Annotated in this window: 21 protein-coding genes, 1 tRNA gene and 1 pseudogene; 19 read left to right on the plus strand and 4 right to left on the minus strand. The window is 66.4% G+C overall.

Annotated elements, in window-relative coordinates; all coding sequences use genetic code 11:
• Nucleotides 1–13 precede the first annotated feature (13 nt).
• Both AC07AB_RS05740 and AC07AB_RS05745 read left to right on the plus strand, forming a co-directional pair.
• The gene (locus tag AC07AB_RS05740; RefSeq protein ID WP_478560576.1) at nucleotides 14–733 is read left to right on the plus strand and encodes a cyclase family protein; all 720 of its coding nucleotides are present in this window, start codon (nucleotides 14–16) and stop codon (nucleotides 731–733) included.
• Nucleotides 734–766: 33 nt separating this feature from the next.
• Complete coding sequence (locus AC07AB_RS05745) at nucleotides 767–1,687, plus strand: LysR family transcriptional regulator (RefSeq protein WP_478560579.1); 921 nt, start codon at nucleotides 767–769, stop codon at nucleotides 1,685–1,687.
• 15 nt (nucleotides 1,688–1,702) lie between these two features.
• On the opposite strand, the gene AC07AB_RS05750 is transcribed toward AC07AB_RS05745, so the two are convergent.
• Nucleotides 1,703–2,293 (minus strand): pyridoxamine 5'-phosphate oxidase family protein, encoded by a 591-nt coding sequence (locus tag AC07AB_RS05750; RefSeq protein WP_478560582.1) that lies wholly within the window; start codon nucleotides 2,291–2,293, stop codon nucleotides 1,703–1,705.
• Nucleotides 2,294–2,839: 546 nt separating this feature from the next.
• On the opposite strand from AC07AB_RS05750, the gene AC07AB_RS05755 reads away from it, so the two are divergent.
• From AC07AB_RS05755 to AC07AB_RS05805, 11 genes and pseudogenes are all read left to right on the plus strand, one after another.
• Nucleotides 2,840–2,977, plus strand: coding sequence for a hypothetical protein (locus AC07AB_RS05755; protein ID WP_478560585.1), 138 nt, complete (start codon nucleotides 2,840–2,842; stop codon nucleotides 2,975–2,977).
• Between the two features lie 150 nt (nucleotides 2,978–3,127).
• Complete coding sequence (locus tag AC07AB_RS05760; protein ID WP_478560588.1) at nucleotides 3,128–4,096, plus strand: iron-containing redox enzyme family protein; 969 nt, start codon at nucleotides 3,128–3,130, stop codon at nucleotides 4,094–4,096.
• Nucleotides 4,093–5,046: a fatty acid desaturase family protein gene (locus AC07AB_RS05765; protein ID WP_478560591.1), complete on the plus strand. Its 954-nt coding sequence runs from the start codon at nucleotides 4,093–4,095 to the stop codon at nucleotides 5,044–5,046. The genes AC07AB_RS05760 and AC07AB_RS05765 overlap by 4 nt, the downstream gene beginning before the upstream one ends.
• A 74-nt stretch (nucleotides 5,047–5,120) precedes the next feature.
• Nucleotides 5,121–5,420, plus strand: a complete 300-nt coding sequence (locus tag AC07AB_RS05770) for a hypothetical protein (protein WP_478560594.1) — start codon at nucleotides 5,121–5,123, stop codon at nucleotides 5,418–5,420.
• Between the two features lie 414 nt (nucleotides 5,421–5,834).
• Nucleotides 5,835–6,044, plus strand: coding sequence for a hypothetical protein (locus tag AC07AB_RS05775; RefSeq protein WP_478560597.1), 210 nt, complete (start codon nucleotides 5,835–5,837; stop codon nucleotides 6,042–6,044).
• The gene (locus tag AC07AB_RS05780; RefSeq protein ID WP_478560600.1) at nucleotides 6,028–6,549 is read left to right on the plus strand and encodes a DUF6879 family protein; all 522 of its coding nucleotides are present in this window, start codon (nucleotides 6,028–6,030) and stop codon (nucleotides 6,547–6,549) included. Before AC07AB_RS05775 ends, AC07AB_RS05780 begins: the two co-directional genes overlap by 17 nt.
• Nucleotides 6,539–7,372: a helix-turn-helix domain-containing protein gene (locus AC07AB_RS05785; protein WP_478560603.1), complete on the plus strand. Its 834-nt coding sequence runs from the start codon at nucleotides 6,539–6,541 to the stop codon at nucleotides 7,370–7,372. The genes AC07AB_RS05780 and AC07AB_RS05785 overlap by 11 nt, the downstream gene beginning before the upstream one ends.
• Before the next feature lie 61 nt (nucleotides 7,373–7,433).
• Nucleotides 7,434–7,748, plus strand: coding sequence for a hypothetical protein (locus AC07AB_RS05790; protein WP_478560606.1), 315 nt, complete (start codon nucleotides 7,434–7,436; stop codon nucleotides 7,746–7,748).
• 37 nt (nucleotides 7,749–7,785) lie between these two features.
• Nucleotides 7,786–8,016, plus strand: a complete 231-nt coding sequence (locus tag AC07AB_RS05795) for a DUF397 domain-containing protein (RefSeq protein WP_478560609.1) — start codon at nucleotides 7,786–7,788, stop codon at nucleotides 8,014–8,016.
• A gap of 79 nt (nucleotides 8,017–8,095) precedes the next feature.
• Nucleotides 8,096–8,575 carry a hypothetical protein gene (locus AC07AB_RS05800; protein WP_478560612.1) on the plus strand — a complete coding sequence of 160 codons (480 nt, stop codon included), beginning with the start codon at nucleotides 8,096–8,098 and terminating at the stop codon, nucleotides 8,573–8,575.
• Between the two features lie 88 nt (nucleotides 8,576–8,663).
• Nucleotides 8,664–8,834, plus strand: a pseudogene (locus tag AC07AB_RS05805) (IS110 family transposase); the annotation flags it as partial.
• A 234-nt stretch (nucleotides 8,835–9,068) separates the two neighbouring features.
• On the opposite strand, the gene AC07AB_RS05810 reads toward AC07AB_RS05805, so the two are convergent.
• A tRNA-Leu gene (locus AC07AB_RS05810) sits at nucleotides 9,069–9,156 on the minus strand.
• 141 nt (nucleotides 9,157–9,297) lie between these two features.
• Here AC07AB_RS05810 and AC07AB_RS05815 point away from each other — a divergent pair.
• From AC07AB_RS05815 to AC07AB_RS05830, 4 genes are all read left to right on the plus strand, one after another.
• A complete protein-coding gene (locus AC07AB_RS05815) occupies nucleotides 9,298–10,587 on the plus strand; it encodes a DUF2254 domain-containing protein (RefSeq protein ID WP_478560615.1) in 1,290 nt (429 codons plus the stop codon).
• 436 nt (nucleotides 10,588–11,023) lie between these two features.
• Nucleotides 11,024–12,268, plus strand: a complete 1,245-nt coding sequence (frc, locus tag AC07AB_RS05820; RefSeq protein WP_478560618.1) for a formyl-CoA transferase — start codon at nucleotides 11,024–11,026, stop codon at nucleotides 12,266–12,268.
• Nucleotides 12,268–12,435, plus strand: coding sequence for a hypothetical protein (locus AC07AB_RS05825; RefSeq protein ID WP_478560621.1), 168 nt, complete (start codon nucleotides 12,268–12,270; stop codon nucleotides 12,433–12,435). Before frc ends, AC07AB_RS05825 begins: the two co-directional genes overlap by 1 nt.
• Before the next feature lie 75 nt (nucleotides 12,436–12,510).
• The gene (locus AC07AB_RS05830; protein ID WP_478560623.1) at nucleotides 12,511–13,956 is read left to right on the plus strand and encodes an OFA family MFS transporter; all 1,446 of its coding nucleotides are present in this window, start codon (nucleotides 12,511–12,513) and stop codon (nucleotides 13,954–13,956) included.
• A gap of 211 nt (nucleotides 13,957–14,167) precedes the next feature.
• Here the strand turns inward: AC07AB_RS05830 and AC07AB_RS05835 are convergent, their stop codons facing one another.
• Nucleotides 14,168–14,854 carry a GntR family transcriptional regulator gene (locus AC07AB_RS05835; RefSeq protein WP_478560627.1) on the minus strand — a complete coding sequence of 229 codons (687 nt, stop codon included), beginning with the start codon at nucleotides 14,852–14,854 and terminating at the stop codon, nucleotides 14,168–14,170.
• Nucleotides 14,855–15,246: 392 nt separating this feature from the next.
• Here AC07AB_RS05835 and fdhD point away from each other — a divergent pair, with 392 nt between their 5' ends.
• On the plus strand, nucleotides 15,247–16,095 hold the full coding sequence (gene fdhD, locus AC07AB_RS05840; RefSeq protein ID WP_478560630.1) for a formate dehydrogenase accessory sulfurtransferase FdhD: 849 nt from the start codon (nucleotides 15,247–15,249) through the stop codon (nucleotides 16,093–16,095).
• Between the two features lie 84 nt (nucleotides 16,096–16,179).
• Here the strand turns inward: fdhD and AC07AB_RS05845 are convergent, their stop codons facing one another.
• Entirely contained in the window at nucleotides 16,180–16,638 is a 459-nt protein-coding gene (locus tag AC07AB_RS05845; RefSeq protein ID WP_478560633.1) for a MarR family winged helix-turn-helix transcriptional regulator, read from the minus strand.
• Between the two features lie 83 nt (nucleotides 16,639–16,721).
• Here AC07AB_RS05845 and AC07AB_RS05850 point away from each other — a divergent pair, with 83 nt between their 5' ends.
• Complete coding sequence (locus AC07AB_RS05850) at nucleotides 16,722–17,654, plus strand: quinone oxidoreductase family protein (RefSeq protein WP_478560636.1); 933 nt, start codon at nucleotides 16,722–16,724, stop codon at nucleotides 17,652–17,654.
• The last annotated feature ends 65 nt before the right edge of the window (nucleotides 17,655–17,719 follow it).

A 17,719-nucleotide genomic window follows, 5' to 3' on the forward strand; every position in this document is an offset into this window, starting at 1 on the left:
AGGTGGACCCTTCATGGTGAACAGTTCCCCTCCGTCTCGTTCTCAGGGGTCCTTCCGCCACGGCGGCCCCGGGGACGTGTTCGTCGACCTCAGCCACGAGATCGTGCCGGGCGCGACGGCCTATCCGGGAATGCCGCAGCCGGTCCTCACGGACCACATCTCCCGCGAGCAGTCGCGGGAGATGTACGCGCCGGGAACTGAATTCCATTTGGGCAAGCTCTGCCTGGTCGGCCAGACAGGCACATATATGGACGTCCCCTTCCATCGCTACGCGGACGGTTACGACCTCACCGCCCTCGACCTGGCCCGAGTCGCCGGCGTACCCGTCACCCTGATCGAAACCGACAAGCAGACGATTCCGCCGGAGTGTTTCGCGCAATTCGCACTCCAGGGCCGTGCCGTCCTCATCAGGACCGGTTGGTCACGGCACTGGGCCACGGACACCTACGAGAACGGTCAGCACCCCCACCTGTCCGCCGAAGCCGCCGCACTGCTCGCCGAAGCCGACCCGGCGCTCGTGGGAATCGACTCCCTCAACATCGACGACACCAATTCGCGTGAACGCCCGGCGCATACGGAACTGCTCGGTGCGGGCATCCCGGTGGTCGAGCACCTCACCAACCTCTCCCTCGTCCCGGAGCAAGGGGGGAGGTTCACTGCCGTTCCCATCAAGGTCGCCGGCCTCGGCACGTTCCCGGTACGCGCTTTCCTTGGATACTCCCGATGGGCCTGACGTCGTCGTCGGCCCCCCGACGAGAGCGGAGCAATGGCCAACCTACAACAGCTCAGGACATTGGATTCCGTACGATGCCACGGTGGGATCCATGCCGCGGCCAAGGCATTGCATTTATCCCCGTCTGCGGTATCTCAGCAGATCAAGGCGTTGAGTTCAGAATGTGGATTTCCGCTTGTGGAGCCTGAAGGGCGAGGGATCCGGCTGACGGACAGCGGTTCGGTGATCGCCCAGGTCGCGTCGAAGATCGCCGACCTGTGGGAGACCTCCGTCTCGGAGCACCAGGAGAACGGGGCGGCACCGCCCCGGAGCAAACCACGCGTCAGGCTCGGAGCCTTCCCCTCGGCGATGGGAAACTGCGTACTCCCGGCGCTCGGGGTCGGCCAAGGACTCCCCTTCAGCCTTGAACTGTACGAAACGAGCCCCCATGAGGGCCGTGATCTCGTACAGGCCGGCAGTCTGGATGCCGCAATCTCGATACAGGAGGCAGCCGCGCCCGAGGACGTACGCTTCCGCACGATCCCGCTGCGACACGAGGCTTTCGTGCTCGTCGGCCCGCCGAAGCTGCTCTCCTCCGCGGTCCGTTCCGGCTCGGATTCGCTGTCCGCTTTTCCCTGGATACTGCCGCGCGTCGGCTCGGACTGCGATCGCCTCGTCACCTCGCACTTCGCACGCCACGGCATCCTCACCCGGATCGTCGGCCGTACGGACGACTGGGCCCTCGCCCAGGAGATGGCCGTAGCGCTTCAGGCGATCACCTACGTCCCCTCTTCGGCATTGGTGCGGCGGGAGGGGCTGACACGGTCGGTGGACATCGCCGGCATACCGTCCCCGGCGCGAACCGTGGTTCTGGTGGCCAAGTCCTCGGCGGCCGTCACGAGTTGGTTTCTCATCCTGCGGCAGCGCCTCAAGCGTGCGTACTCACGGACCTCGGCGCTCGCACACAGCAGCTGAGGCCCCTGAGGCCCGTCAGGGATTCCGCAGACGTACCATCCCCTGGTACTCATCCTTCAGTTTCCATTGCGGGTCGGGCGGAGCGTGGTGCGGACGGGGGACGTGCTCCGAATACTGGCCCACACGCACATCATGCAGGTAACGGGGGCAATTTTCGAACACCTGCCGGACATGGACCTCGACCACGGCATCCGCTTCCGGAAACGAGGCGAGCAGCTCGCCGTCCGTCGACACCTGCGCCGTGCCGTTCACGCGCAACTTGATCGGCTTGTCATAGTCGATGAACAGCATTCCAATCTGAGGATTGTCGAGAATGTTGCCCAAGCTCCGGAACATACCGTTTCCGTCGTAGCTGGGAAATTGGAGCAGTTTGGGATGCGGAACTTGGACGAACCCGGGCAGGCCGCCCTTGTAGGAGCAGTCGGGGTAACCCTCGGCGTCAGCTGTCGCCAAGTAAAAGCAATCCGCCTCCCGCAACATCGTGGCTGCGGCCTCGTCCAGCTGGTCGGTTACGTACTTGCCGGCGATGTGGCCCGCCAGCCGTTCCGTATGCAGGGCTTCCTGCATACGCAACGCCCCTTCGCGGTAGAAGCGCCGTTCCGTCACCGATACCTCCCCTGCCCGTTGTGCGTGCCGATGCGGAAATCGTTCCGCCTGTGCGTGCTGACACGGAAATCGTTCCGCCACACCGGCTGACCCACAATGATTGTTTAAGCTATTCGCATGGTGGCCTACACCCTTCGTGCGTGACATTCGCGGGCGCCGTGTAAAGCGGAATAAGAGGTTCACCCCACGGATACGCCGTAGTGGGATGCTGAACGGCAGCTCGGGCCCGTGATCGCGGCAAGTGGATCATTCTCATCTTCTGATGTGTCCGGGTCTCTCCCGGCGAGCAGCGGAAGGATGTCTCTCAGTTGCTCGACGCGGCTCGGTCTCGGGTCGTGACCCACGTGAGACGTGCTGACAGCGGCGGCACTCCGTCTTCCACGTGTCTACTGACGACCGGGTGGAGGTGCAGCGGCGCAGCCATGCGTGCAACAGATGCCAATCAGCCATCTCAACGGTGACCCCCTGCACTGCGGCCTACGGCCTTACGGCCCTACGGCCCTATCGAGTCAGGAGTCGGCAGCAGCCGCCTGTTCCGCGGCCGGCGTGAACCACGCCGTCGCCCTGCTCAATACCGAGGAAAACGCCGACGACGGAGAAAGCGGCACCCGCAACGCGGGAATTCGCCGGCAGACCATCTCAAAAACACCGATCAGCCCTGGTGAGTCGTCTGTTGCCCGATGACGAGTAGGTACCGCCCGTCGCGATACCACTCGCCTCCGCCGAGAAGAGGAATCCGAGCCATCGAGGCGTCTTCAGCGACGCCATCGCACCGTGGTGTGGATCCGCGTTGAACAAACCACGGTCTTCGCTGTGTCAGAGAGGAAAAGAATCGTGACATTCACCGCCATGGAGACGGCGCTCGCCGCCTCGCACACCGAGCAGGTCAGCAGGGCGTTTCCGCAGCAGGGCGCACCCGACCCGGTGGCGAGGGAAGCCCTTCTGAGCCGGCTGCACGCCCACTACGTGGCCTACATGGGCGGTCCCGAGGACTTTGCCAGCATCCCGCGACTCAATACCAGCCATGAGATCGTCGAGATCGAGGACGCCTGGCTGGCGTGGGAGGACGCGCAAGTCGATACGACCACGCTTCCCAAAAGCGGCGAGGACTTCCACGACTGGTTCCTGGAAGTGGCGTCACAGCACACGCAGCCGGATTTCTGCAACTACCTGGCCGACGAAGCGAGCCTGGAGGAGATGGCGCTGTTCTTCATGGGCGAAGAGCTCGTCGACAGCAAATTCGACGACCTCATGGCCATGGTGCAGATCGGCACAGAAGGACACACCAAGCTCACCATCGCCGAGAACTACTGGGACGAAATGGGCGAGGGCGACATCGACCACGTCCACACCCGCATGTTCGAGCACTCCGCCGTCTACATGCGCAAGCGGTTGGCCGAAGCCGGCATCGGCCGCGAGGCCCTCTTCTGCCCCGAAGCCTTCGAGAACGCCTGCATGCTCCTGATGTACGGCATCCACCGCCACCTCAACCCTCGCGCGCTCGGGGCGATGGGGGTACTGGAGCAGAGCGCTTCACCTCGCTTCCAGGCCATGGTCGACGGATGCAACCGCCTCGGCGTGCCCGCGGACGTCATCGACTACCAGCGAGTGCACGTTCAGGTCGATGCCGACCACGGCGCCGAATGGTTCGAAGGCGTCTTCCTGCCGCTGGTCAACCGTTCGCCGGAGCTCCTGAGGGAGATCTCCTTGGGCGTGGCCACCCGGGTGCGCGTGGCCAACGCCTACTACCAGCGGATCTGGGATGCCATGCGCGGTTTGCCCAAGCAAGGGGCAGGTCGATGACCACCGCGGCATCGAAGAATTCACCGCAACTACTCTTCCGCAAGAGCCGGGTCTCAGGCTGGGACGAAGCGGTCTTCACCTTCAAAATGGCTCTGGCCGCCGGCCTTGTCGTGGCCGGTGGATACCTCGCGCTGCGTCCGAATTGGCTCCTCGCGCTGACCGGTGCACTGCTTCTCGGCGCCATTTACACCCACATGGTCGAGCTCCAGCACCAGTGCCTGCACCACTCCGCCTTCCGATCCTCCAAACTCCACCGGTTGGTGGGAGTCCCCCTCGGCATCCCCCTGCTGGTCTCCTACAGCCACTACCGGGTCAGGCATCTGCAGCACCACCGGTATCTGGGCACTCTGCAGGACGCGGAGTTCTTCGGGTTCGACACGCGCAAGCCGATCACTTCGGGACTGCTGCTCCGAGGGCTGCTGGACTACCCGCGGATTATCACCGTGCTCCGCGATGTGCTGCGCAGCTGGATCGGTAGCTGGTCCTACGACATCGGCCAGATCGCCGAGCGGCGGCGAAAAGAGATCATCGCGGAGTACCGGCTGATCGGCCTGATAGTGGTCGCCGCCGTGGCCGCCGCGGCACTGGGTTTCGGCGAGCCTCTTCTCCGGCTGTGGGTACTCCCGCTGGCCTTCGCCGTGCCCCTGCACTTTCTGGTGGAATTACCGGAACACCTGCTGTGCGAATCCAGCACCACGGACGTACTGCGGAACACCCGCTCGATCCGCGGCAGTTGGCTGACCACATGGTTCACCAACGGCAACAACCTCCACGTCGAGCACCACGCGGCGATGGTCGTACCGATCAACAGGCTCCGGGAACGGCACCCCGAGGTCGAAGTACTCGCCATGCATGTCGAGCGCAATTACGCCGGTTTCTTCCGCAAAGTCGCCGCCGTCGCGTGGGAGAACCGCAAGGGGGCCGCCGCCGAACCCGAGAGGAGCGTCTGATGGCTGAGCGAAGGCCCAGGATCGCGGTCTCAGGAAGTGCCGTACGCCATGCCGCCTTGCTGTGTACAGAAGCTGTGCCAGACGCGATTCGGATGTCCTGCGTCGAGAACGTCGTCCGGATCGAAGTGCCGGAAGCCGATTTCTGCATCCGGCTGGAGCCTGTGGCGGACCAGGTGACACGGCTCCGCTTCCACGTCACCTTCCGGGAGGACAAGCCCGCGGGTGGTACTTGGTGGTCGAGCCGGGAGATCGAGGTCCCCGCCGGCCCGGAATCCCCGTCGGTGGGCCGGGTCCTGGCCACCGAGATACGCCACAGCCGGGACGCGTTCACCCACGCGGTCAGCGAGGCAGCCTCCCTCGCATTCACGGCCTGAACACCTGGAGCCACGCCCCCCGCCCACGACCGGCAGCATGACCGTGCGACCCAGGAACCCTGCCGGTTGTGGCCCGTTGCAGTGTTCGGCCCTCTTGGGCCGGTTATTGGACATCTCGCTTTTCACACCTCGGGCCCCGTTGTGGGGGCCGAAACTGGCCAGGCTGTCGCCATGCAGCCTGGCCAGTGCGCTGACCGGGCACTCAGCGCGCGCTCAGAGGGAAGAACCTGGCGATGCGGCGCCCTCGCGTCGGCCTGCGGCCGGCAGTGCAGGGCGGGCTTCCTTCGCCCATCCACCCATGATCGTCTACCCGACAACGCAAATATTGGCGTGACCGCATGGACGTCCCGCCCGACCGCGTCCTAACGTCCTTTCAGCAGCAAGGACACGCCTTGTGCGGGAGGGTGGACCGTCATGGCTCGCGAGGATCTGACCCGCTTAACGGGCAACGTCGACGACCCGGAGTGCAACCAGAACGATTGCCCCAACCTGTACCGGACGAAGAGCGGCTCCATCATCGTCCAAGGCAACATGTCCGGCGCCTTCACGCCGTCTGACGGCGAGGGCCTGGTGGAGATTCCCGAGCACGTTCTCAGGGAGGCTTTCCGTGCTCTTGGATGGTGACGCTTGGGCGGCCAAGTTCCGCGACTTCCAGAGCGAGGCGTGGCGGCTCGAAACGCTGCCTGCGTACTACGTCCCGCAGGAAGCCAAGGAGATCAGGGCTTTTCAAGCCGGGGAACGCATCGATCCTCGCACACACTCGAATGAGTACACCGAGGATCTAAAACGGGTACGGCGCGAGGGCAAGAGCAAGGGGCGCGTGCATATCGTGACCCGTCCACTCTCGGACTACCTTTGCTATGAGTTCATGTACTACCGGCCGCATGTGTGGGCTGGTGAGGACGTCCGGATTATGGATGTCACCGACCGGCCAAATCCTTTGGTGGGCGTCCAGGACTTCTGGATGTTCGACCGGCAAGAGGTCGTCCTCATGAACTATGAGGCGGACGGAACTCAGATCAATCGAAAAGTGCACGAAGGCAGTGCGAGCCCTTACGTGGAATACCAGCGAATCGCATTGGCCGAGTCGGTGCCCTTTGAGGAGTACGTGAAGGGCCTTGACGTTTGAGCCGCAGGAGCTAGGCCAGTCGAAGGCTGGCCTAGCGGAGACTCTGAAGAGCCTACGCAAGCGAGCCGGACGCACTCAGGTCTGGCTCGCTAAGCGTACGAATATATCTCAGACGAAGATCAGCAATATCGAGGGCGGGAAGCTAACCCCGTCCCTCGTCGACGTGGAGCTCGTTCTCCGAGCGCTGGATGCTCCGGCCGACATGGTGGCGCAGGTGTCGGCCCTTGCCCGCACAGCCAACACAGAGTGGCAAGACGTGTGGTCACAGCGCCGTACTGGCCTGGAGAAGAAGCAGAACGAGCTGGCAGGCTTCGAGCAGTCGTCTACCGAGTTTCGGTACTTCCTCCTGTCCATGGTGACGGGCCTACTGGCGACCCCCGAATATGTGAGGGCGAGTCTCGCCACCGTCCCCGGTGATCACAGCAAAGCCATCGGCAAGAAGCTGGAGCGACAGGCCGTCCTGCACAACACGTCGAAACGGTTCACGTTCATTCTGACTGAGCAGGCTGTTAGGTGGCCATACCTTCCTGCGTCGGCCATGGCTATGCAGGTAGACCGACTCGCTTCTGTCAGCTTACTGCCGAACGTGCGCCTAGGTGTCATTCCCCTGGGTGGCCATATGCCGAATGCGCCACTGAATACGTTCACCGTTTATGACTCTCGGATAGCCACCGTGGAGACTTCGACCGGGGCAATGGTGTTTCGGGATCATCGGGACGTGTCGGCATACCTGAATGAGTTTAGTATCTACGAGGGGTACGCAGTCTTCGACGATGAAGCCAGGGAACGACTGTCCGAATGGGCTAGCGGCTTCCGCTCGTGATCTTTACCCGACAACGCGAATAAGGCTAGAGGTCCCTCGCCGGTAGTCCGAGGATGTACTCATGCCGACCGAACCGAGGAACCAAGAACAGAAGGCCCCGCAGGGGTGGCGGATGGACCCAATCCCAAGCCGTCCGGCATATCAGGATGGTGATGGGAACATTCGTGTGCCCATGTGGTTGACGAAGAACGGTCGGCATATGGCGGACACGGAAATGGTCCTACTTCCGTCTGAGGCCGCCTTGCTGGCGGACAACCTGACCAACGCCATGCGGGACAACTCCAGATCGATGCTGCATGAGTCGTTCCGGGAGTCGGCGACGGCTCTTGGCCCTGGGGTTGTGTACGTGTCGAAGTCGGAGCAATACCAGCTCTGAGCCTGCCCCGTCGCTGACCTCACAGGAAGGCACACTCATGCCTGGAACTGACCTGTACAGCCTGCCTCTCGACGGAGCCACATTCTTCAAGGCGTGCGGGGGCAACACGCATCCGGACGGCGAGTCGTGCGCGACGCTGGCGAAGATCGGCCCCGAAGCGTGGGCGCTGGGCGACGACAAGCGTCCCGACATGGCCCCGCTGCGGTTCACCACTGCCGAACTAGACGCGGCCGGTATCGACCCGGCGCGCTTCGGCGTCTCGGCCTGACCGGCCGCTCACTGACTGGCGGCCTCTGCTCTCTGGGGAGAGTGGGGCCGCCTTCAACCGCTCTGGACGGGATGACCAGTTGCACCACCATGGCTATCTATGGACTGGGACCAAGCAGCGTTTTGACGAGGAGGCGCTGAGGCGGCCTCCGCACCCTGATCCGCCCCCGGCCGACGGGAAGCCGGAGCCGATTCAGCGGTACAAGGAAGTGAAGGCGGAGTTCCCCGTCGTGGATCTGCCGCCGCTGGAAACGGCGTACTGGCTCATCAAGCCGAGCAAGCTGATTCGTGGCACCTGGGAGGAGCCGACGGAAGCAGCGGAATGGCTCAGGGAACGGCTCGCCGAGTACGCGCCCCGGCTCGCTTCCGAGTCGGACCGCGACAGTACGAGGCTTGCACTACTAGCCAACTCCGCTGCTGAACGGCTTGGTCGGGGCGGGGACGTATCCCACGGCTTCTATCTCGAACGGCCTTCGTTCCTGTCCCTGGCCCTGGCCCTGGCCCTGGTGCACTGTTCCCCGAATCGGGCCATGCCGGAACTGGACTGCCCGCTCCGGTAGCCCCCGCGAACAAAGAAGCCCCGTGCTCACCCCACCATCCCGTGCTCACCCCACCATGAAGACATCACGCTTTCAAAGTCAGTAACCCACAATCCTGACCTCGATCTGGCACATACGCACCCGCGATGCCGAGTGCGCCGACCCCGGAGCGGACTACTTCCTCCAGCGAACCGGCCGGACGCGGCAGACGCGGCGCCTGGTCAGCCAGCTCAACACGCTCGGTCATCAAGTGTCCCTCCAATCAGCGGAGGCGGGGTGACCTGCGGGAAGGTTGGATTTTCGAATCGGGTCTCCGCGAACGTCCGGCACCACTCGCCGGGCTACACCATGGCCCGCTACAGCCACTCACGTAAGAACGGAGCCCGGAAGCTCGCCGCTTCCAGAGCCAACAGGCTTGGCCTGTCATCCCTGACCTGACCTGGGGATTCGCTGGGCTGTTGGCCACGCCGCTGCCCAGAAATGCAGAAAACCCCTGATGAACAGGGGTCTCAGCTGGTGTCCGAGGGGGGACTTGAACCCCCACGCCCGATAAAGGGCACTAGCACCTCAAGCTAGCGCGTCTGCCATTCCGCCACCCGGACAAGGTGTCATCGGCGCGGGGCGTTGCCCGCGGCGACATGGACAACGATACCAAGGTTTCGGAGTGCCTTTCACCTGCCTATTCGCTCGGGCCATAACCTCTATTTATGGGCAATGACGGGCAAACAGTACAGACTGACGGGATGCGCAGGCCACGGCCGCTCTCGCCGCTGCGGGAGCACCTGCGGGATACGTTCTGGTTCACGCCCGCGGCGGGGCTCATCGGGGCGATCGCGCTGGCCGCGGTGGTGCTCACGCTGGACAATCTGGTGGTCGAGGCGTTGCAGGGGGACGGCGACTACGGGACCGTCTCCTCGCTGATCAAGGTCTCCGAGGACACCAAGACGATCATCACGACCATCGGGTCGGCGATGCTCACCTTCATCGGCGTGGTCTTCTCGATCAGCCTCGTCGCGCTCCAGATGGCCAGCGGCCAGTTCTCCCCGCGCGTGGTGCGGCTCTACGTCCGCAGCCGGATCACCAAGTGCACGTTCGCGGTGTTCCTGGCCACCTTCCTCTTCGCCCTGCTGGTGCAGGCGTCGTACGAGGGCGACGCGAACCCGCGCACGGTGTCCACCGTGCCCTTCATCTCCAGCATCACCTGCGTGGTTCTGGTGCTGGTGAGCCTGGTGTTGTTCATCGCCTATGTGAACTCGACGATCCGGCTGATGCGCGTCAGCCATGTCGTCGACCGAATCACGCGTGAGGCGTTCCGGGTCCTCGAACGGTACGAGCACAAGAGCGGGGACACGCCGGCTCTGCCGGACGTGGTGGCCGAGGCCGAACACCAGGGCCGGGCCGGGGTGCTGCGGGATGCGCATATCGCGCGGCTCGTGCGGATCGCCCGGCGCAACGGGGCGGTACTGCGCCTGATGCCGCGGATCGGGGACTTCGTGGTGCCCGGAACGCCGGTGCTCGCCGTCCACGGCGGCACCACGCCCTCACGGCGCGCCCTGCGGCACACCCTGTACGTCGGCGTCGAGCGGACGTACCACCAGGACCCGGCGTTCGGGCTGCGCCAGCTCTCCGACATCGCGCTGCGCGCCCTGTCCCCCGCCGTGAACGATCCGACGACCGCCGTGCAGTGCCTGGACCGGATCACCCAGTTCCTGGCAGCCGTCGCGGACCGGCCGCTGGGTGTGCTGCACCACCGCGACGGGAAAGGAGTGGTGCGGCTGGTGCAGGAGTTGCCGGAGTGGACCGATCTGGTGGATCTGGGGTTCAGCGAGATCCGGGGGTGCGTCGAGGGCAACCCGCAGGTCAGCCGGCGGATGATGGCCGCGCTCGACGATCTGTGGTGGCTCGCCGACGAGGAACGGCGGGTGCCGTTGGCCCGGCACCGTACGCTCCTGCTGCGGGCAGTGGAGCGTACGGTGCCGGAGGCCGCCGATCGGGCGTTTGCGTTGCGTCCCGACCGGCAGGGCATCGGCTAGACCCGCCGGGCGAGCCGGCGGATGGCACGAGAGCGCCACAGCGGCGAGTCAGCAGGTCATCGACGGAGCAGTCGCGGCATCACGCGGCAATCCGGGAAGCTGTCCGGCAAGCGCGCCCCCGCCGATCCGCCGAGTGAGGCGCTCGTACGCCGCGGGGGCACCGGCGCGCGGACACCTCCAGCAGGTCCGTGCGATCGCTCCTGTTTCAATTCCCGCGACCTCTCCCCGACCCTCTGGACAGCAACCGCCAAGGGGAGTACCAAGGTTCATACAGTATTCGTCGACTGTATGCAATCTTCTACGAAGAGGCACCACTCGCCATGCCCGAAGAGCCCTCAGTCCCCGCCCTCGTACGGCCCCCTCCCCCACGCCCCAAGGCCGAGGCCCGAGAACCAAGCCCCCACGAACCACAGGTGTGAAAGCAAGGAGGCCCGCTGTGGCACAACACGGCGCGGACAGGGCGCTTGAAGGTGTGCGCGTGCTCGACATGACGCATGTGCAGTCCGGCCCGTCCGCCACTCAACTCCTCGCCTGGATGGGCGCGGACGTGGTGAAGCTCGAAGCCCCCACCGGAGACATCACCCGCAGACAGCTCCGCGATCTCCCGGACGTGGACTCGCTCTACTTCACGATGCTCAACTGCAACAAACGCAGCATCACTCTCAACACCAAGACCGCACGCGGCAAGGAGATCCTCACCGAACTGATCCGCCGTTCGGACGTGATGGTGGAGAACTTCGGGCCGGGCGCGGTGGACCGGATGGGCTTCACCTGGGAGCGGATTCAGGAGATCAACCCCCGGATCGTGTACGCCTCCATCAAGGGCTTCGGGGACGGCCCGTACACCGGGTTCAAGGCGTACGAGGTGGTCGCGCAGGCCATGGGCGGGTCGATGTCCACGACCGGCTTCGCGGACGGGCCGCCGATGGCGACCGGCGCGCAGATAGGCGACTCGGGCACCGGCGTGCACGCGGTCGCCGGCATCCTCGCCGCCCTCTACCAGCGCGAGCGCACCGGGCGCGGGCAGCGCGTGAACGTCGCCATGCAGCACGCCGTACTCAACCTGTGCCGGGTGAAGATCCGCGATCAACAGCGGCTCGCGAACGGGCCGTTGACCGAGTATCCGAACGAGGGATCCGGCGACGAGGTGCCGCGTTCGGGCAACGCGAGCGGCGGCGGCCAGCCCGGCTGGGCGGTCAAGTGCGCACCCGGCGGCCCCAACGACTACGTCTACGTCATCGTCCAGCCCGTCGGCTGGCGGCCGATCGCCGGGCTGCTCGGCCGCCCGGAACTGGCCTCGGACCCGGAGTGGGCGACGCCCGAGGCCCGGCTGCCCAAGCTGGGCAAGATGTTCCAGCTGATCGAGGAGTGGACGAGCACGCTGCCCAAGTGGGAGGTGCTGGAGCGGCTCACCGCGCATGACATCCCCTGCGGCCCGATCCTCTCCACCAAGGAGATCCTCGCGGACGCCTCGCTCGCCTCCGACGGAATGGTCGTCGAGGTCGAGCACCCGGAGCGCGGGACGTTCACCACCGTCGGCTCGCCCATCAAGCTCTCCGACTCCCCCATCACCATCGACCGCTCGCCGCTGCTCGGTGAGCACAACCCGGACATCTATGCGGGGGAATTGGGCCTCGACGAGAACGAAATTCAGCTGCTCAAAACGGATGGAGTGATTTGATGGCCGGTTATGTCGAGGAGGCGGTACGGGCCGTACGCGCCCCCTTGGGTACGGCCCGCACCACGGGCCGTACGGGGCCCGCCGCCCCCGAGGGCGAGCCGATCGCCGACGCGCACGGCGACAGCCTCTGCCACTGGGCCCGGGCGGTGGGCCACTTGGTGACGTAGGGCGTCCCCGAGCTCGCGAAAAGACCGGAACAGGGGGAACTGATCAGGTTCTTTCGACGCCAAGGGGACAACAGCATGAGCACAGAGGAACGACGGAACGCGGAACGGCAGACCGAACAACGACGGAACGGCGGGCGGGAGAACACGGAATCGCCCGCGTACCGGGAGATCACAGACAGCAAAGGGCGCGTTTACCGCGTCGGCGAGAGCGACCTCGACATTCTCGGACACAAGCGCCGCCTGATGGTGATACTGCCGTGGGTCGCGATGATGGGCATCAGCGTCTTCGAGTACGCCTATGGGTCCGCCGAAAGCACCCTGCACAAAGCGCACGGCTGGACGAACACCAACACCTTCTGGATCCTCAGCGTCTGGGTCTTCTTCCAGGCCGGCATCGCCTTCCCCGCCGGCCGGCTGCGGGAGAAGGGGGTGCTGTCGGCTCGCGCGGCGATGTTCCTGGGAGCCGCGCTCGCCTGCGTCGGATTCCTGTCGATCTCCCATCTGCACAATGTCGTCGAAGCGATCATCGGTTTCGGGGTCATCGGCGGTATCGGCGCCGGAATGGTCTACGCGACCTGCATCAATATGGTCGGCAAGTGGTACCCCGAGCGGCGCGGCGGCAAGACCGGATTCGTCAACGGCGGGTTCGCGTACGGCGCGCTGCCGTTCATCTTCATCTTCAACTACACCTTCGACGCCGAGGACTACCGGGAGGTGCTGGACCTGGTCGGGCTGTATGTGCTGATCGTGGTGGGCTGCTGCGCCTTCTTCTTCAAGGACCCGCCCAAGAACTGGTGGCCCGCGCACATCGATCCGCTGAGCCCGCGCACGGCCGGCAAGAACGGCGGCAGCCTCTCCAAGAATCCCCCGGCGGCCCGTCAGTACGGGCCGATGGAAGCCACCCGGACCGGAATGCTGCCGCTGATGTGGCTCTGCCTCGTCATCATCGCGGGGGTGTCGATCTTCGGCATCTCCTTTCAGGTGCCCTTCGCCAAGGAGGTCGGGTTCGGGCCGCTGGTGGCGGCCCTCTCCATGGGCGTCATGTCGGTGATCAACGGAACGGGGCGGGGCGCCGTCGGCTGGATCTCGGACCGGTGGGGGCGCAAGCCGACGCTGGTGTGCGTGCTGGTGATCGAGGGAGTGGCGCAGTTCGGGGTGCTGTGGGCGGGCGATACCCGCAACCAGTTCATGTTCCTGTTCTTCGCCGTCGTCTCCGGCTTCGGCGGCGGGGCCTTCTTCCCCCTGTTCGCCGCGCTGGTCCCGGACTACTTCGGTGAGAACCACAACGCGTCCAACTACGGGCTGGTCTACAGCGCGAAGCTGGTCAGCGGGCTGTTCGGCGGTGGACTGGGCGCGATGGCGGTCTCGGCCTGGGGCTACTCCGGGGCGTACGTCCTGGCGGGCGGCATCTCGCTGATCGCCGCCGGGTGCTCGATGCTGCTACGGCCCCCGGGGCAGCCGAGGATGCGGCGCGTCAAGGTCAGGACGAGGCCGCTGCCGGTCCATCGCGAGGCGGTTTAGCGGATTCGGCGGCTTCTGCGCCGCGTTCATGGCCGGCGTAGTGGCCGACAATGCTCGCGCGTGCGGCCCGGTGGCGTGGATGCCGCCGGGCCGTACGCACGTACGCACGTACCGGCTCGGGGAGCGGTCCGGGGCCAGCTCAGTCCCAGACCCTGGCCCAGGCCCGGACCCAGACCCTGGCCCGGATCCAGACCCCGGCCCAGGCCCGGACTCAGGAAGAGGCCGAGGTGTCGCGCTGGTGGTAGGAGAGGCGCGTGTGCTCGGTGTGGGTGCGCATGATCTCGGTCGCCTTCTGTTCGTCGCGGGCGGCGATCGCGGCGATCAGTTCGCGGTGCTCGATCCAGGACTGCTTGCCGCGCTGCCGGGCGATCGGCGTGTAGTACCAGCGGACGCGGCGGCCGACCTGTCCGGCCAGTTCGGTCAGCACGGCGTTGCCCGCCAGCTCCATGACCTTGGCGTGGAACTCGGCGTTGGCGGCGACGGCCGCGTCCACGTCGTCCTCGCGCACGGCCCGTTCGCCCTGTGCGCAGAGCGTCTCCAGCTCCGAGATGCCGGCCGAGGCGGCATTCGCCGCGGCGAGCCTGGCGGCCTCGGCCTCCAGCAGCGTGCGGACGGAGAGCAGCTGGTCGGCCTCTTCCTCGGTGGGCTCGTGGACGAACGCGCCCTGCGCGGGTCGCAGGTCGATCCAGCCTTCGGTGTTGAGCCGCTGAAGCGCCTCGCGCACGGGCTGCCGGGAGACGCCGAGGTGGCCGGCGAGCTCGCTCTCCACGAGGTGCTGACCGGGCCGTAGCGCGCGCGTGGTGATCAGGTCGAGCAACGCTTCATAGACCCGCTCGCGCAGTGGTCCGGGCCGTTCGAGTTTCGGTACCGATCCCTGTGGCAGTCCGGCGGACAGCATCGGGCCCCTCCGTTGGTTTCTGTCTACGGTCTACGGCGAACTTTAGACGGCTGAGCGGCACGCCTCGCAAGAAAGTTCGAGCACGCTCCGCGCACCACCCAACTCTCATGGAATACTGTAGACAATATTCCACTGCATGGAGAGCGAATTCGCGATTTCGATGCCTTATCCGCCACATTCGCCGCATTCGCCGCCATCTTCGACGGCTGCGACGCCTACTTGGCCCCTTTGGCGCCTTCTTCGCCTTATACGTCTTCGGCCGTCATCGGCGCGCACCCCGCTCGCCATGGCGTAGGCCGCGCGCCGGCCCTTCATATACGTACAGGACAATGGAACCGCCGGGGACCACCTCGGACGGTACACGCTGGATCGGACGGACGGGACTGATCGACATGGGACGGGTCACCGCGCGGCGCCGCGTCATCCGCATTCGCGACGGAGCCGTGAGCGAGCGCCCCGACACGCTCGTCATGGAGGAGCCGCTGGAGATCCGGCTGAACGGAAAGCCGCTGGCCATCACGATGCGCACCCCCGGCGACGACTTCGCGCTGGCGGCGGGCTTCCTGGTGAGCGAGGGCGTCCTCGGCAGCGCGGAGGAACTGGCGAACATCGTCTACTGCGCGGGGGCCACCGAGGACGGGTCCAACACCTACAACGTGGTGGACGTCCGGCTCGCGCCCGGCGTCCAGGTCCCCGACATCACCCTGGAACGCAACGTCTACACCACCTCGTCGTGCGGCCTGTGCGGCAAGGCCAGCCTGGACGCCGTGCGGACCACGACGCGCTGGGAGATCGCCGACGCCCTGCCGGTCCGCATCGAACCCGAGCTGCTGGCCGCCCTGCCCGACCGGCTGCGCGCGTCGCAGCGCGTGTTCGACCGGACCGGCGGACTGCACGCCGCGGCGCTCTTCACCACCGACGGCGAACTCCTCGACGTGCGCGAGGACGTGGGCCGCCACAACGCGGTCGACAAGCTCGTCGGCCGCGCCCTCCAACAGGGGCGGCTGCCGCTCTCCGATGTGATCCTGCTGGTGTCCGGCCGGGCGTCCTTCGAGCTGGCCCAGAAGGCGGTGATGGCCGGCATCCCCGTACTCGCGGCCGTCTCCGCCCCCTCTTCCCTCGCCGTCGACCTCGCCGCGGAGACGGGCCTGACCCTGGTCGGCTTCCTTCGCGGCTCTTCGATGAACGTGTACGCGGGCGATCACCGCATCGCCCTGGGCGCGGCGGCCGCCAGGGGCTGACCTCGCACGAAGGGGGCGAGAGGCCGGAGGCTCGGGCGGGGTGGCGGGCCCGCCTCCGCCACTCGCCACCGCTATACACAGGCGCTATTCGTCGGCGGTGTCCGCTTCGGGTTCGATCACGCGTGCGAGCAGGGCCAGGAGCAGTTCGCGCTCGGTGACCGAGAGCGGGGCCAGGAGCGCCTCGTTGGCCTCGTCCCCCAGTCTGGCGAGCCGTATCAGGCGGCGGCGGCCCGCCGCGGTGATGGCGATGGCGTTCTTGCGGCGGTCCTTCGGATCCGGTGCGCGGGTGATGAGCCCCGCGGCCTCCAGGTCGTTGAGGAAGCCGACCATGTCCTTCGGATCGAAGCCCGTCGAGCGCCCCAGCTCCGCCTGGGCCACCGGCCCCAGGTCGGCGACGGCGGAGAGCACGGCGTGGTGCGGCATGCGCAGACCGTCCTGCGCGAGCGCGTCGCTCACCAGTCGGCGGCCGCGGGCGGCGGCACGGTTGAGGAGCCAGCTCGGCAGGGCTTGGATCCGTGCGAGTGCGGGAGGGTTCTCGGCCATGGGGAAAGTCTATCGAATAAACATTGGTCCTCCCAATGAAAAGTGTGTATCGTTGGGACTCCCAACGACAGCGAGAGGTGGGCGTGCGACGCGTCCGGTATTTCGAGAACGGCGGCCCCGAGGTCCTGCGCGTCGAGGAAGCCCCGGTCCCCGTCCCCGGCTCCGGTGAGCTACTGCTGCGCACGGAGGCGATCGGCGTCACCCTGCCCGTCGTGCGGAAGGTGCGCGAGGGCGGCCGGCCGCTGCCCGCGGGCCTCGGCGGCGAGGTGGCCGGAGAGATCCTCGCGCTCGGCCCGGACGTCACCGGCTTCTCCCCGGGCGACCGGGTCACCGGTCTCTGCTTCGGCGACGGCTACGCGGACCGCGCACTCCTCAGCACCACCATGGCCTCGCACATACCCGCCGGCGCGAGCGCGGCCGATGCCGTCGCGCTGGTGCGGTCCGGGCTGGTCGCCCTCGGCGCGTACGAGGCCGCTCGGCCTGCGGCGGGCGAGTCCGTGCTGGTCACCGGGGCGGCGAGCGGGGTGGGGCACCTCGCCGTGCAGCTCGCCAAGGCGCGTGGCGCGACCCGTGTGGTGGCCGCCGCGAGCTCCCCGGAGAAGGCCGCGTTCCTGAAGGGGCTGGGGGCCGACGAAGTGGTGGCGTACGAGGACGAGTCCTGGGGCGAGCCAGTGGACATCGTGCTGGACGCGGTCGGCGGGGAGCTGCTCTCCCGTGCCGTCGCCGCCCTCGCGCCGGGCGGCCGGTTGGTGGCGTACAGCTCGGGAGGCGGGGCCATCCAGGCGTACGACCTCCTCGTAGGGGCGAAATCCGCCATCGGCTTCCAGCTCCGGCTGATAGCCCGCGATCGGCCGCGGCTGTACGAGCGGTGGCGCGCGGAGTTGTGGCGGCTCTTCGCCGAGGGCGCCCTGCGGCCCGCGATCCACGCCGGATTGCCCCTGGTGCAGGCTGCCGCGGCCCACGAGATCATCGAGACGCGCGCCAATCTCGGCAAGGTGATCCTGCGGCCCAGGTGAGCCCCCGTCAGGTGACGCGCGGTTCTTGTGAGTATGAAGGAACGACAAGTACGTTCTGCGCACCG

It is taken from the genome of Streptomyces sp. NPDC044033, assembly GCF_056434425.1.